At 59.5% G+C, this 14,423-nt stretch carries 14 protein-coding genes; 8 read left to right on the forward strand and 6 right to left on the reverse strand.

What is annotated here, in order from left to right; genetic code table 11:
* Positions 1 to 145 precede the first annotated feature (145 nt).
* Together G565_RS0121340 and G565_RS0121345 are read left to right on the forward strand one after the other, a co-directional pair.
* The gene (locus G565_RS0121340) at positions 146 to 1,756 is read left to right on the forward strand and encodes an alkaline phosphatase family protein (protein ID WP_028672599.1); all 1,611 of its coding nucleotides are present in this window, start codon (positions 146 to 148) and stop codon (positions 1,754 to 1,756) included.
* Positions 1,756 to 2,511, forward strand: a complete 756-nt coding sequence (locus tag G565_RS0121345; protein ID WP_028672600.1) for an FkbM family methyltransferase — start codon at positions 1,756 to 1,758, stop codon at positions 2,509 to 2,511. Before G565_RS0121340 ends, G565_RS0121345 begins: the two co-directional genes overlap by 1 nt.
* Here G565_RS0121345 and G565_RS0121350 read toward each other — a convergent pair.
* Together G565_RS0121350 and G565_RS0121355 are read right to left on the reverse strand one after the other, a co-directional pair.
* Positions 2,494 to 3,312, reverse strand: a complete 819-nt coding sequence (locus G565_RS0121350; protein ID WP_028672601.1) for a class I SAM-dependent methyltransferase — start codon at positions 3,310 to 3,312, stop codon at positions 2,494 to 2,496. The genes G565_RS0121345 and G565_RS0121350 overlap by 18 nt on opposite strands.
* Positions 3,309 to 4,418, reverse strand: a complete 1,110-nt coding sequence (locus tag G565_RS0121355) for a glycosyltransferase family 4 protein (protein WP_211227251.1) — start codon at positions 4,416 to 4,418, stop codon at positions 3,309 to 3,311. The genes G565_RS0121350 and G565_RS0121355 overlap by 4 nt, the downstream gene beginning before the upstream one ends.
* A 25-nt stretch (positions 4,419 to 4,443) precedes the next feature.
* Between G565_RS0121355 and ribA the strand changes: the two genes are divergently transcribed.
* Genes ribA through G565_RS0121375 form a run of 4 tightly spaced genes read left to right on the forward strand, consistent with a single transcriptional unit; the run spans position 4,444 to position 7,325 of the window.
* Positions 4,444 to 5,094, forward strand: a complete 651-nt coding sequence (gene ribA, locus G565_RS25445; protein ID WP_051208388.1) for a GTP cyclohydrolase II — start codon at positions 4,444 to 4,446, stop codon at positions 5,092 to 5,094.
* Positions 5,095 to 5,098: 4 nt separating this feature from the next.
* The gene (locus G565_RS0121365; protein WP_028672603.1) at positions 5,099 to 5,830 is read left to right on the forward strand and encodes a RibD family protein; all 732 of its coding nucleotides are present in this window, start codon (positions 5,099 to 5,101) and stop codon (positions 5,828 to 5,830) included.
* A gap of 22 nt (positions 5,831 to 5,852) precedes the next feature.
* Positions 5,853 to 6,902 carry a zinc-dependent alcohol dehydrogenase gene (locus tag G565_RS0121370; protein WP_037340998.1) on the forward strand — a complete coding sequence of 350 codons (1,050 nt, stop codon included), beginning with the start codon at positions 5,853 to 5,855 and terminating at the stop codon, positions 6,900 to 6,902.
* Between the two features lie 42 nt (positions 6,903 to 6,944).
* Positions 6,945 to 7,325 carry a 6-pyruvoyl trahydropterin synthase family protein gene (locus G565_RS0121375; RefSeq protein WP_028672605.1) on the forward strand — a complete coding sequence of 127 codons (381 nt, stop codon included), beginning with the start codon at positions 6,945 to 6,947 and terminating at the stop codon, positions 7,323 to 7,325.
* On the opposite strand, the gene G565_RS25450 is transcribed toward G565_RS0121375, so the two are convergent.
* On the reverse strand, positions 7,314 to 8,363 hold the full coding sequence (locus G565_RS25450; RefSeq protein ID WP_051208390.1) for a lysylphosphatidylglycerol synthase transmembrane domain-containing protein: 1,050 nt from the start codon (positions 8,361 to 8,363) through the stop codon (positions 7,314 to 7,316). The genes G565_RS0121375 and G565_RS25450 overlap by 12 nt on opposite strands.
* Positions 8,360 to 9,169, reverse strand: a complete 810-nt coding sequence (locus G565_RS27375) for a CDP-alcohol phosphatidyltransferase family protein (protein WP_051208392.1) — start codon at positions 9,167 to 9,169, stop codon at positions 8,360 to 8,362. The genes G565_RS25450 and G565_RS27375 overlap by 4 nt, the downstream gene beginning before the upstream one ends.
* A gap of 200 nt (positions 9,170 to 9,369) precedes the next feature.
* On the opposite strand from G565_RS27375, the gene G565_RS0121390 reads away from it, so the two are divergent.
* Both G565_RS0121390 and mdoH read left to right on the forward strand, forming a co-directional pair.
* Positions 9,370 to 10,923, forward strand: a complete 1,554-nt coding sequence (locus tag G565_RS0121390) for an OpgD/OpgG family glucan biosynthesis protein (RefSeq protein WP_051208394.1) — start codon at positions 9,370 to 9,372, stop codon at positions 10,921 to 10,923.
* Positions 10,920 to 12,806 (forward strand): glucans biosynthesis glucosyltransferase MdoH, encoded by a 1,887-nt coding sequence (mdoH, locus tag G565_RS25460; RefSeq protein WP_051208396.1) that lies wholly within the window; start codon positions 10,920 to 10,922, stop codon positions 12,804 to 12,806. Before G565_RS0121390 ends, mdoH begins: the two co-directional genes overlap by 4 nt.
* A 188-nt stretch (positions 12,807 to 12,994) precedes the next feature.
* On the opposite strand, the gene G565_RS0121400 is transcribed toward mdoH, so the two are convergent.
* Both G565_RS0121400 and G565_RS25465 read right to left on the reverse strand, forming a co-directional pair.
* On the reverse strand, positions 12,995 to 13,534 hold the full coding sequence (locus G565_RS0121400; RefSeq protein ID WP_028672607.1) for a cytochrome b: 540 nt from the start codon (positions 13,532 to 13,534) through the stop codon (positions 12,995 to 12,997).
* Between the two features lie 472 nt (positions 13,535 to 14,006).
* Positions 14,007 to 14,399, reverse strand: coding sequence for an FmdB family zinc ribbon protein (locus G565_RS25465; RefSeq protein WP_037341001.1), 393 nt, complete (start codon positions 14,397 to 14,399; stop codon positions 14,007 to 14,009).
* Positions 14,400 to 14,423: the final 24 nt, after the last annotated feature.

A 14,423-nucleotide genomic window follows, 5' to 3' on the forward strand; every position in this document is an offset into this window, starting at 1 on the left:
ATTGGACTTTCACCGGCAATATGACGCTAAATGGTTAGGGAGCCTCTGAATAACTCCCCCGGGAGCGTTATTCAGAGGCTCCCTAGTCTGAGCCACATTTCGTTGCGTACCCTAACTCTACTTTATTCTGATTTGAGACCGTTTCATGCAGCACCGTCCGGCCCTCCGGCACCTGATCACCCTTGTGGCCATCATCGGCCTGTTCATTGCCCTGACCTTACCGAACCGGCTCGCCTGGATTTCGGCACCTGCCTTTTTCTTTTTCCCGCTTGAGCTGATGGTTATCGGACTGCTACTGCTCATACCCGGTTGGGCCGGGGGAGGGCTGCGAATTCTGCTGGCATTGATTCTGGGCCTGGCGGTGCTGTTGCGAGGTGCCGACCTGGTCACCCACGAGGTCTTTGCGCGGCGCTTCAATCTGGTGTTCGACGGCCACTTGCTGGTCGATGCCAGCCGTCTGCTAACCGGCGTGTTAGGCGGCCTGAGTTCCGTCTTTGTCGGCCTGATGCTGGCCGTGGCCATCGCTCTGGTGTGTTGGCTGGCGTTTGTTATGCTCGGTCGAATCCGACAGGTTTTACGAGCGGCGCCCCGGTTGTCGGGCGTTTCACTGTTGCTGTTGATCACCGCCTGGACTGTGTTGAACATCGCCGGCTGGTCCCGGACCGGTCACTTTGCCTGGGACCAACTTGTGCTGCACGGTCGCGACACGGCGTACAGCATTCGTGATATTCAGGAATTTGCCGAAACAGTCGGTGAGAATGACACCCCGGACCTGTCTGCTGACGCTCTGTTCTCGCGCCTTAGAGGCAAGGATGTGTTCATTGTCTTCGCAGAATCCTATGGGCGGGTGTTGCTGGAGCGCGAACCCTTTGCTGACTCGGTGACGGCGACGCTGGCACAGGCTGAAACCACGCTGGCGGCTGAGGGCATGCAGATGCGCAGCGCCTTTCTGACGGCCCCCACCGTGGGTGGGCTGAGCTGGCTGGCCCACGCCTCGGTATTGTCCGGTGCCTGGATTGACAGCGAAACCCGCTACAAGACACTGATGGTCAGTGAACGGCCAACGCTGAACCGCCTGTTCCAGCAAGCCGGCTGGCGCACCGTCGCCGCCATGCCTGCCATCAGTATGGCGTGGCCGGAAGGCGCCTATTACGGCTACGACCATATCTATAATGCCCATAATTTCGGCTACGAAGGGCTGCCCTTTAACTGGGTCACCATGCCCGACCAATACGTCTGGTCAGCACTGCACACACGCGAGCGTGAGCCGCAAGACCGGCAACCGGTGATGGCTGAACTGGCGCTGATATCCTCACACGCCCCCTGGACGCCGATCGCCGCGCCGGTGCCCTGGGGCCAGGTAGGCGACGGGCGAATCTTCAACCTGCAAGCGCAGGCTGGTCCCACCCCGGAGGAGGTCTGGAGCGACGTTGAGTCAATACGCGATTACTACCGCCAGTCGATCGAATACATGCTGACGACACTGGTGTCCTATCTGCAGGAATACGGTGACGACAATTTGGTGGTGCTGGTAATGGGGGATCACCAGGCCGCACCGATGATTACCGGAGAAACCGAAAACCGGGATGTACCTGTGCATCTGATCGCGCGTGATCCGGCCGTCATGGATGCCATCGCCGACTGGCAGTGGCAGCCCGGCCTGTTGCCGGATGCCGCCGCACCAGTCTGGCGAATGGATCGGATGCGTGACCGTTTCATTGAGGCGTTTTCCACACCCGTACAGGAGCAGAACTGATGGCACACATTGGCTGGCGTGAACGACTGGGGTTATGGCGTTCGTTGTTGATGTATTACGGCATCCCCGGTCGCCAGTCGCGCATGCGGCGCTGTTATGGGCAATTTATCCGATCCGGTGATCTGTGTTTCGAAATCGGTGCCCATGTCGGCAACCGGGTACTCGCCTGGCGAACACTGGGTGCAAAGGTCGTGGCGGTGGAGCCTCAGCCTTTGCTGATGCAGACCCTGCGCAACCGTTATGGCCAGGACCCCGGAGTCACTCTGGTGGAAGAAGCCCTGGGTGCCGAGCCCGGCGAGGCCACTCTGTTCATCAGCACGCGCACCCCTACGGTGACCACTCTGTCCCGGGACTGGATATCACAGGTCCAACAAGACCCCTCTTTCCAGTCGGTTCAGTGGGACCGCGACGTCACAGTTCCGGTCACCACGCTTGATGCTCTGATAGAAGCCCATGGCGAACCGCGGTTTTGCAAGATCGATGTCGAGGGCTTTGAACTGGCGGTGCTGCAGGGCTTGTCACGACCCATCGCCGCCCTGTCGTTTGAATACATTCCGGCGAGCATTGGCACCGCCCTGGGGTGTATTGAGCGACTGGAGGCACTGAGCCATTACGAGTACAACCTGGCACCCGGCGAAACGCATCGCCTGAGCTTTGAACGCTGGCTCGCCCCGGGCGAAATGGCACGTGTGCTGGAATCGACCCGGGAAGGCAGTGGTGATGTGTATGCCAGGCGTCTAACCCCTGCCCGGTAGCACCAGCAAATCGGTATGCCCGACCGTGCAGGTGCCGGTGGCGGCATGGTCGTGGCGAAAGCGGACCCAGTCTCGCAGTGCACCGGAATCGAGCCCGGAGCTGCCCGCCACAGCGCTGGCAATGCCGTCGATCAGTGCCGACACCATGCCCTGATCGGTGGCGCCCAACACCCAGGGGCTCACCGCGGTATACACCTCAAAGCCAGCCCGCCGGAACTGCGCTTCCATAACCGGGCCAGCCTGTGGCCCCAGTGCCGGGCCGAAACCCTTGTCTGTGCGCTGATCCCGATTGAAAGCCTGAAGTACAGGCTCATCGAGCGGATGTGGCGGCGTCCAGAGCGTGGCACCGTCGTAATTCAGGGCCGCGTATAGGCCAACCGGGCTTTGCCGGCACTGGTCTTTCAGCACGGTAGCCAGCGACTCAACAAAGCCAGAAGACACCAGGTCAAACAGTGCCGAAGCCGTGACCAGCCGGGCGCCCGCCAATGGTAGCGCCTCTACAGGCGACAGGTCGGCCACACAGGCTTCGACGACATGCGTGGCGCCATGACGACGCCGGGCTTCCTCCAACAACGTCTGATCATGATCAACCAGGCGCCAGTTCAGCCGCTGCTGACCAGAACCGCCAAGCGCACGCAGGGTCGAGCCCGTCCCGGCCCCCAGGTCGACCACAAGAGGCGCAGACGCAGACCTGCCTTCCCCGGTTAACCACTGAAGTGCCTGTTCGCGCAGAGAGCTGTCTCTGGCACGCCGGTCGGCGTCTTCGCGCAGGTCAAGCCAATCGATACTGAAACCGCTCATGGTTGCTGTAGGTCCTCAATCAAAGATGATACGCGCCGGGCGGTGTCAGCCCAGGTCGGTAAGTGGGCAGCTGCTTGCCGGGCGCCCGCTTGAAGTCGCCGCCGCAACGACGCTTGGGTCAACAGACGGTGCAATGCTGACGTCAGGGCTGTTGTGTCATCGGGTTGAACGAACAGGCCGGCTGACTCGGGCACTACGTCCGGAACCGCACCGGCACGTGCTGCGACTACCGGCAAGCCTGCTGCCAGCGCTTCGGCAAACACCATTCCGTAACCTTCGTAGCGGGATGGCAAAACAAAGAGGTCGGCGTTCTGAAACTCCGGCGCCAACTCGTCCACGGCGCCGACCAGGGTGATACGGTCCTGCAAGTGCAGGCGGTTCACCTGGCCCTGCAATTGCTCGCTCCAGGCCGGATCAAAATCGCGGCCGCCGACAAAACGTGCTTGCCAGGGCAAATCAGCCAGGGGCGCCAGTGCATCGGTCAACACATCATGAGCTTTGCGCCGGGTGAGCGTGGCCACCGTCAACAGGCGCAGCGGATTGCCGTCACAGGGCGCGAAATCGGACGGGTCCGTTCCCGGGCGTGCCACGATTACCTGATCAGCGGGCACAGCAAACTGAGTCAACACTGTCTCGCGGGTATGCTCGCTGGTGACCAGTACCCGCCGAGCCGCATGCAGTGCTCGCTGTTCCGACACCTGAAAACGCTGTTGCTGAACCGGATCCAACCCCGATTCCAGCGCCAACGGGTGGTGACACAGGGCGATGAGCCGCAGCCGTTGGGCTTCGGCACAAGCGACTTCATCCAAGACGCCAAACGCCAGTCCATCGACGATCACCGCTGCGCCATCAGGCAGAGCAGCAAAGACCTTTCGTGCGTCCTCAAGCGCCCGGGCGTCGGGAAAGGGAAACTGTGCTGACAGCGATCGGGTTTCGACGTTCAGGCCCAGTCGCTGCAGCTCCCGGATCAACCGGCGATCGTAGTGATAGCCGCCGGTTTGGGTGTCCAGTTGACCGGGGTATAAAAAGTACAGGGTGTCGTTGCGCAAAGGGGTCTGATCCGTTCCCGACAGGGGGGCGTAATTACTGTTACAGCGTCCGGACACAGTAAGGTAACCGCCCGGACATTCCATGAATTTGTCATCACAGCATTATGAGTATGTAATGTCCATGCCTGAAGTGAGCCGAATGACCTGCACCCGGATTCCCACTGACCACGGTGATTTCCAATTGTGCTTCTACACGAATACGCTCGACGACAAGGAGCATCTGGCCTTTTACATGGGTGACATCGCCAATGCCGGTTCGGTTCTGGTCCGGGTTCACTCCGAGTGTTTTACCGGAGATGTCATGGGATCGCGCCGTTGCGATTGCGGTGAACAACTGGACCGGTCTATGGCCATGGTGGCGAACGCCGGGGTCGGCGTTGTACTCTATATGCGTCAGGAAGGCCGGGGAATCGGCTTGCTCGACAAACTGCGAGCCTACAACTTACAAGATCAGGGATTTGACACCGTGGATGCCAATTTAATGCTGGGACACGAAGCCGATGAGCGCGACTACACCCTGGCCGGCCTGATGCTGGAAGACCTGAAGGTCGCCTCGGTGCGCCTGGTCACCAATAATCCGGCTAAAATCAGCGCGCTGGAAGCCGCCGGGATCAATGTCGCGGAGCGGGTGTCGCTCGAAGTGGCCGCCAACAACGACAATGCCGGCTACCTGCTAACCAAGGCCCGGCGGATGGATCATTTTTTACCGCTCAAACCTGCCAGCAATCAGTGACGCCATGACACTTAATCAGGACATCGAACAATGGCTGAACAGTGAACGGGCTGACTTTTTCGATGCGCCAGAGGGCCGCTATGGCGCTCGTCCGCATGTAACGCTCAGTTACGCCCAGAGCTGGGATGGCAGCATCACCACCGCCCCTGGCGAGACCATGGCGCTGAGCAGCGATGACAGCATGCAACTGACCCATCAGTTGCGTAGCCTGCACGATGGCATTCTGGTCGGTATCGGCACGGTTCTGGCCGACGACCCCCGCCTGACGGTCCGTAAGTGGACCGGTAAAGACCCCCAACCCATTGTCCTGGACAGTCAACTGCGTATGCCGCCGTCGTGTCAGCTGTGTCAAAGCAGCGAACACGGCTGCTGGGTGCTGACGACCCCGGAAGCGGCGGCCGATCGCAACGATTGTGATTTGATGGTTGTACCCGGCGACGAAGACGGCCATGTCCACTTGCCCTCAGCGCTGGAGGCTCTGCATGGGCGAGGCATTCGCAGCCTGATGGTCGAAGGCGGCGCCTCGGTCATCACCGCCTTTCTGCGGGCCGGTCTGGCCGACGCCATCGTGCTGACCGTGGCACCGGTGTTTGTCGGGGGTTACAACGCCATTGGTCGCCAGGGTAACCCCGACAACGCCATTTTTCCGCACATTGCCCCCTTGCACAGTCGCCAATTAGGCAACGAGCTGATCGTTTGGGGCCGGCTTGGCTACACTGACGAAGCCAGACCCTGATCCATCAGCATGGAGCCAACGCATGACCACCACGCCATTGACATCGGCCAAACACGATTCCGATTGCGCATCACAACTGTGGTTTACCGCGCCCTTCCAGGTTGAGATAAGAAGCGCACCGCTGCCAACGCCTGGCCCCGGTGACGTTCGGGTACGCAGCCTGTATTCTGCCGTCAGCACCGGCACCGAACTGCTGCTCTACCGGGGACAACTGCCTCAGTCCATGGCGCTGGACAGCACGCTGGAATCCCTGCAGACCTCTTCCCACTATCCCGTGCAATATGGCTATGCCTGTGTCGGCGAGGTGGAGCAAATCGGTGATGGGGTAGACCCTGCCTGGCTTGGGCAGCGCGTATTTTCCTTTCAGCCACACGCCAGCCATTTCATCGCCCGCCCGGAGCAATTGATCGCGGTACCGGATGATGTATCAGCGCAGGCTGCCGTGTTTCTGCCCAACATGGAAACCGCCGTCAGCCTGGTACAGGACGGTCGTCCGATGCTGGGCGAGCGGGTTCTGGTACTCGGCCAGGGCGTCGTCGGTTTGCTGGTATCCGCTGTGCTCGCGCAGCACCCTCTGGCCTCACTGAGTGCCATAGAAGGCCAACCCGAGCGCCAGGCACTGGCCCGACACTTCGGTGTGCAGTCAGTCTGCAGCCCGGCCGAGGCAAACCCCGTACACCAGCCAGCCCTGGCAGACGCCGACCTGATCTACGAGATCAGCGGTCACCCCGAAGCACTTAATCTGGCCATCGAGTTAAGCGGCTTTGCCAGTCGCATCGTGATCGGCAGTTGGTATGGCAACAAACCAGTCTCGCTGGACCTGGGGGGAGCGGCGCATCGCAACCGGCTGCAACTGATCACCAGCCAGGTCAGCACACTGGCACCATCGCTCAGCGGGCGCTGGGACAAACAACGCCGGTTCGATGTTGCCTGGAACATGATCCGCCGTATTGACCCGACACAGCTGATTACCCATACCGTGCCACTGCATGAGGCCGGTGCGTTGTATCAACAATTGCACGAGCAGCAACCGGGCATCGTACAGCCCGTTTTCCACTATCCGGATCCATAACCGGCCTCTTATCCGCCTAAATCACTCATGAACAGGAAGCCTATGTATACCGTAGCCGTCACACAGGATTTTATTGCCAATCACTACCTCATCGGCGGGGACTGGGGTGACGAAAATCACCCCCACGCCCACCAATACGTCCTCGAAGTCCGGATCGAAAGCGACACCCTCAATGAACACGGTTACCTGGTGGACATTGTCGAGATTGAAGCGGCCCTGAAGCAGGAAGTCGATTATTTTCGCGACAGCATGCTGAACGACACACCGGAATTCGCCGGTCTCAACCCGAGCATCGAGCACTTCAGCCGAATCCTGAATGACAAGTTGATGGCGGGTATTACACCGCCCGGTGCGGGCAGCCTGACCGTGAAACTCTGGGAAAACGACAGCTGCTGGGCGGCGTACCAGCAGTCATTTGGCTGAGGCGGGTTCAGGCTGGAACCGGGGCCGGTGAAAACTCCACAGGCAACCCAGACCGACCAGCAACACCAGCGCATCGCGCAGCCGGATCAGCGCGATCAACCCAATCGCCGCGCTGACCGGCAACCCGAGAAACCGAAACGACCACAGCAGGGACGCTTCGATGGTGCCGATGCCACCGGGCACGGGTAACAACATGGCCAAGCGCATGCCGACCATGATCAGCACAAGATCCGCCGGCGACACAGACACGCCCAGCAAATGCAGCAACAGCGCCAGTTCAAACAGCAAAGCCCCCCAACCGGCCAGCGACAACAACAACGCCAGCCAGAGACGAGGCCGTTGCACGGCCAGTGCCTGTTGCATCAGGCTGACCAGCGCCCGCCCTTTCCCCTGGTCGTTCTCATTGGCGGTTTCTCCAGGCTCCACCTTACTGGTATTCCGCCAACGTTGAACCAACGGCCGAAACCGATTCGCCAGCCAGTCCGGATGGCGCAGCATCAGCGTAGCCGCAAGCACCATCGCCAGCAGAACGCTGGCCAGTATGGCCGTCACCTGAAGCCACTCCTGAACCGGCAGAATGGCCGTGCCCAACAGCATCAAAACCCCGGCCAGCAAGACAGAAATGTTGGTCGCGGTTTCCATGAACCGGTCCAACCCCAGCATGGCTGCGGCGCTGTGCAACGGCTTGCCGAAATGGCGGCACAACCAATACAGTTGCAACGGTTCTCCCCCAAAATGCGGGCCCGGGGTCAGGAAACTCACCGCGCTGCCGGCCTGGCGCAATCGAAACAAATTCGCCAGGGAAAGCGGTACCTGCAAGGCCTGCCCCAGCAATTGCCAGCGCTTAACGGCCAGGTAAAAAATGGTGATGTTCACCAGCGTCCAGAGTAACCAGTCCGGCCAGGTAAGCAGGCCCAGTTGGCTGACGATGTCGTTCAGCGGCAGTTGGCGGAGAGTCCAGCCGACCAAAGCCAGCGCCAGCAACCACAACAACAGGACCAGACCTTGTTTGGGGGTCAGAAAACGCCAACGAGTCACAGGGCCTGCTCCGGGTCGGCGCTGAGCCGGCCACTGACGTACAGCCAGTCTCGAATGAACCCAATCAACAGTGGCATCATCAGTACAACGCCGGCCAGGCTGGATACACCGAACGGGACTGGCGGCCACAGCGCTATTGCAACCAGCACCATTTGCAAGCCCGCCAGGGTTCGTCGCCATTGACTGGGCGGCAGCGGAAACACTCGCCGCCCATGTCGCCGTCGCCAGTGAATCCCCCACTGAAACGCATAGTACGCCATGCTGACCAGCAAATAGCTGACGTGCAGCTTGCCATACAGGACAGCCAGTAACGGGGCAACCACCAGCCCGAAGGCATCCAGCACGGTATCGAGCTCAGCACCCAGTTCGGTGGTCTGGTTCTGGCGCCGCGCTATGTATCCATCAAGCCCGTCCCCCAATGCCGCAAGGGTGTATAAGGCCGCAGGCACATAGAATAACCAGGGGTGAATACCCGCTGATGAGAACGTTAAGAAGCCGGCCGTTGCGGCAATCAGCAGCCCGCGCAGCAAGGTGATACGATTGCCTGCACCAAGCGTCGGATACGCCTGGCCTGTCGCCGATCTTCGGTTAAGATGCAGTCGCCGGTGGCACTGCCAAAGCACAAACCCCCAACAGACCATGCTGGCCAGCAACCAGCCAAGTGCCCTGACGGGCCGTTCGAGTATGAATAACGCCACAGCAAAACCGAGCAGCACACAGGCACCCAACACAGCGATCCACGTCAGTTCCCGACGCAGTTGGCCCATGCCTTTGATGGAAGCGACGAATTCACAGGAAGCTGGCATGATTGTCCTGAACAAAGCGGCGACAAAAGATATCAACCATAATGGTCTGACCTCGGTTAGGGTTGCCCGGAGTATACGGTCCAACGCCCAGCCAGGACCAGTGTCGGGCCAAGTGCTGATCCACGGATGTCGAGAGCCCGTAACCTGTAGTGTTAACCGTTAACACTCCCATTGTGCGAGAAAAGGACAGGAAGGCAATCATGCGTCACAAACGACCCTGGCCCGGAGCCTGGTTTTCGGCAGCGCTGCTGTTAGCTTGCCTGCCGTTCAGCCAGTTGCTCATCGCCCAGCCGGAGTTTGAGTCGGGATCGCAACCGTTCAGTCACCGCTGGCTGCAAACCCATGCCCGCGATATGGCCTCAGAGCCTTTTGCACCGCAGTACATGGCACAAGACAATCCGTTGCGCTCACTGAGCTACGACGACTACCGGCGGATAGTGTTTGACCCGGACGCCGCCATCTGGAGCGACCAGCCCAGCCCGTTTCAACTGCAATTATTCCACCCGGGTTTCCTGCACACGACACCCGCTGGCCTGCACCTGGTTCGTGACGGCACGGCCCGTCGCGTGGCGTTTTCGACCGGCTTATTCAATTACCACGACAGCCCGTTAGCGACCGAACAACTGGCCGCTGAAGGGTATGCTGGCTTTCGCGTCCACCACCCCATCAACCGGCCCGATCGGTATGAAGAATTTCTAGTTTTTCTGGGTGCCAGCTATTTCAGAGCAGTCGGCAAAGACCAGTTTTACGGGCTCTCGGCGCGTGGCCTGGCCGTCAACACCGTTGGTGAGGGAGATGAGGAATTCCCCCGCTTTTCCGATTTCTGGATTGAACAACCGGAGCCCGGGTCAGACCAGGTCATCATTTACGCGCTGCTCGATAGCCCCTCTGTGACCGGTGCCTATCGGTTCGCCGTCGTGCCCGGCGAACCCACCCTGATCGAGGTTGATGCCGCGCTTTATCCGCGTCGGGACAGAGCACGGGTCGGCATTGCGCCACTGACCTCCATGTTTTTCTTTAACACGAGTAACCGGGCCGGTCACGATGACTTCCGCAACGCTGTACATGATTCCGACGGGTTGCAGATTCTTCAGGCCAATGGCGAACGAATCTGGCGCCCTCTGGCTAACCCCGCCCGTGTAGAGGTGTCCTCATTCGAAGCCGGTGGTGCCATGCCCGTCGGTTTTGGGCTGCTGCAACGGCGCAGCGAGTTTCACCAGTTCAATGATGCCGAGGCCCGTTACGACAAACGGCCCTCATTGTGGATAGAACCCCTGGACGACTGGGGAGAGGGTCACATTGAACTGCTGGAAATCCCGACAAACGGAGAATACCAGGACAACATCGTCGCCTACTGGCAGCCAGCCAGCGGACTAAGCGTGGGCGAAGAATACCGGTTCCGGTATCGCATGCACTGGGGCGACGACTCGCCGTTTGCAACGAAACCGGGGCGCGTCATCAATACCTCGGCCGGCAAGGCACTCGGCAGCGATGAGCGCTTGTTCGTCATTGATTTCAGCGACGGCGAACGCATTGCCAGCCTGAGTGCCGATGCGGAGGCCGTTCGCATTAACGCCGTCACCAGCGCCGGTCACATTACCAGTGTGAGCGGCACCCTGATCGAAGCGACCCGCCAGTACCGGGCTTACGTGAAGCTGGACCCGGGTCAGACCACTCTGGCCGAATTGAGGGTAGCGCTGGAAGTTAATGGCCAGCCCTGGGGTGAGACCTGGCTTTACCGGTGGACGCAATGAACACACCCTATTCACCGACGCCTCCAGCCTCGCCATTGGCGATGCCCACACAGATTCTGTCGCAACGGCCCGACACGAGGCGAGTCGGCCCGGCTACTTCGACCTGGCTGGCACGCTGGCTGACCTTCGGGGGCACCCTGGCACTGACGATCGCAGCCAGCCGGGAGATGTACCTGATCATACCGCTGAACGAAGCCGTCAACGCCTCGTCGCCCGGCGCGCCCGGGCTGACCGCCCTGTTGTGGTTGCTGTTGGGCCTGTTCACACTCACCTTTGGCTGGATCTCGCTGTCGGCAACGGCCGCAATTGCGGGGCTCCTGTCAGGCCGCAGTCGATACCTTGCCAACCCGGATGCCGCACTGCGTGGCAAGACCGTGCTGCTCATGCCTATCTACAACGAAGACCCCGCCAGTGCCTGCGCCGCACTGGCCGCCATGGCGGAAGAACTGAGTGACCGGGGCCTGCAGGAACACTTTGAAATTTTCATCCTATCGGATACCAACTCGCCCGACATCCTAGCCGCTGAAACGGCCACCGTGCGGTGCCTGCAAAACCGCCTGTCCGGGACGATGCCCGTCTGGTACCGGCGCCGCGAACAGAACACAGAACGTAAGGCCGGCAACATTCGCGACTTCATCAGCCGCTGGGGAAACGGCTATGACTACATGGTCGTTCTCGATGCCGATAGCCTGATCACCGGTAACACCCTGGCCACCCTGGTTCGGGAAATGGATGCCGATCCGGCAACCGGCCTGTTGCAGACACTTCCCCGTCAGTACGGGGGCGAAACGCTGTTTGCCCGACTGCAGCAGTTTGCCGCTATGGCTTATGGGCCGGTATTTGCCCGGGGCCTATGTGCCTGGCAAGGTGACGGGGGCAACTACTGGGGGCATAACGCCATCGTCCGTATTCGTGCGTTTGCAGCTTCAGCCGGTTTGCCGACGCTGCCTGGCCGTCGTCCGTTCGGCGGTGAAATCCGCTCGCACGACTTTGTTGAGGCGGCCCTGATCTGCCGGGCGGGCTGGTCGGTTCGGATGTTGCCAGACCTGGCGGGCTCATGGGAAGAATGCCCGCCCTCGCTCCAGGATGCAGCCATTCGGGACCGACGCTGGGCCCAGGGTAATGTTCAACACCTGGCGGTTGTTCCGGCTCGTGGCTTGCGCTGGCCAAACCGGGTACACATGCTCATGGGCGTGATGAACTACCTGACCTCGCTGTTGTGGCTGGCGATGGTAACGGTCGGGCTGGTACTGAGTACCCGGTTCGCATGGCAACAGCAGCCCGGTTCAGTCGCAGAATTCATCGTGCCGATGTTTAACTCAGAGCGCATGGTCGGGCTATTCATGCTCACCATGTTTCTGCTGCTCCTGCCGAAATTACTCGGGCTGGCAGCCGGCTTGTTAAACCGCAGGCGGCTTGGAGAGACCGGGCGGCTGACATTCTTTGTGAGTGCAATGCTGGAGTTGCTGTTCTCCGTCTTGCATGCCCCGATTTTCATGCTGATTCACAGCCGGCACTTGTGCGAAATCGCCCTCGGCCGGGACTCGGGCTGGTCGGCTCAGCAACGCCAGTGCACTCGCCTACCCTGGCAGCATTTTCTGCTCAGGCACGGCCTGCACACAGCCCTGGGCTTGCTGGTGCTTACATTGTTGTTGTGGCTGGGTTCATCGTTGCTGTACTGGATGCTGCCGACCGTAATCGGGCTGATTCTGGCCATTCCACTGTCCGCCTTGAGCGGCAGTAAAGTGGCTGGCCGGTGGTTGGCACGCGGAGGATTGCTCGGCATACCCGAAGAGCAGACGCCGCCGAATATCATGAAACGGCGCCTGAAGCTTCTGGACACATACCGGGCAGCAACCTTCTCTCGTCAGAACGGTGTCTAGCAGGTCGTTAACATTCGCAGAACGTCAGTCTGCCTGCTACTGGACCATGTGGTCCGACCATTTGGAAGTTAAGGCGAAATCGATGACGGCTAAGTCATTGATTTCGGGAGATAGGCAAAAATCACATTTTCGGGATATCGTGTTTTGGAAAAGGCAGGATGCCGTTTCAACACCCTGCTAGCAGTCCACTACACCATTCGCCTGAACAGGCCGTCCTTCTGAAGCAAATGTTTCAACGCCGCGCCAATATGGCCCGCAATCAGCACACCCAGAGTAATGGCCAGAGCACCGTGAACCTGGAACAAGCGTTCAGCGAGCGCTTCGTTTACCGGCACGAACGGCATGGCGGGCAAATGATAACCGCCCAGCGTAATCAGAGCAGGAAACGCCGTTACACCAGCCCAGCCAAACAAGGGCGTTAGCACCAATAACATGTACAGCAAGTGATGCAAACTGGTGGCGGCCAACTGCAGTTTGCGAGGCATTTCTGCCGGATACGGCGGGCCCTTAAGCCAGAGCTTCATCGCGATACGCACGACCATCAGCAGCAGCACACTGAAGCCAATGGCCTTGTGCCAACTGTAAAGCGCATTGGTCAAAGCGCCCCAGATATTGGCTTGCGCGCGTTCGGCCATCACAATTCCGATGGGTATCAAAGCGAACACCATCAGCGCCATTACCCAATGCAACACACGCCAGCCTGGCGGGTACTTCTGAATCTGCGGCATACCTCGGTTCCTTAACAGGTTGTTGAAAAAGGCTAATGCCCTATTCAAACACACGATATCCAAACACTGTGGTTGTTACTTATCTCACACAACCAATGATTTAGCAGCCATCCACTTGCCGGAACCTCCATATTCCGGGAATAGGCTGCTGACTGTCACAGGGAAGTCAGCAGCCGGTTCGATTGGGTCGAGCTGCACTCAGGTTTTCCATGATGAATCATAGAGATTAACCAAACAGGTCACTAGCGTTTCAGCGCAGACACCACCAGACGCTGAAGCTCTACTCCGCTGATAGGCCATCGATTTCAGACAGCATGGAAAACCCACGGTTCAGGAATCTGTGCTTCGAAAACAGGCGCAGTGCCAGTTTCAACAAACCGTGCGACAAAAAAAGGCTGCCTTGATGGCAGCCAAAAAGAGCAGTCACTGACCCGACTCAAACACAGCACCTCCGCAATCTTCGGGTTTCCCGCTAATGCTTATGGCCGCAACTCCCCCCGGCACTGTGGTTATGCCCACAGCCACCGCCATGACTGTGACCGCCACCTTTACTGGTAGAAATGCCACCATGCACCGTTCGCCTGCTGCTGACAGACCCATAACGAGGCGTCTCCCGGCTATTCGTATACATCTGCTGCGCAAGCGCGACATTGGAAGCACACCCGCAGGCTGTCGCAGCCGCACTCTTGTAATTCACCTGAACGTGTTTCTTGAGCCCTTTCATGTGCAAAGCAGGAGCAGACGTAATGACTCGCTCTATGGCTTCACCGGTTTCCGGGTGTTGAGACAACACCGCGTCATTCATACTGTGAAAGATCTCGAAGATCTCGCCAGAGTCTGCCGCACGATAGGTATAGGTTGGCATATTTTGATCCTCAGCTTTCCATTC

The sequence above is a fragment of the Saccharospirillum impatiens DSM 12546 genome (assembly GCF_000423605.1).
Classification (GTDB): domain Bacteria; phylum Pseudomonadota; class Gammaproteobacteria; order Pseudomonadales; family Natronospirillaceae; genus Saccharospirillum; species Saccharospirillum impatiens.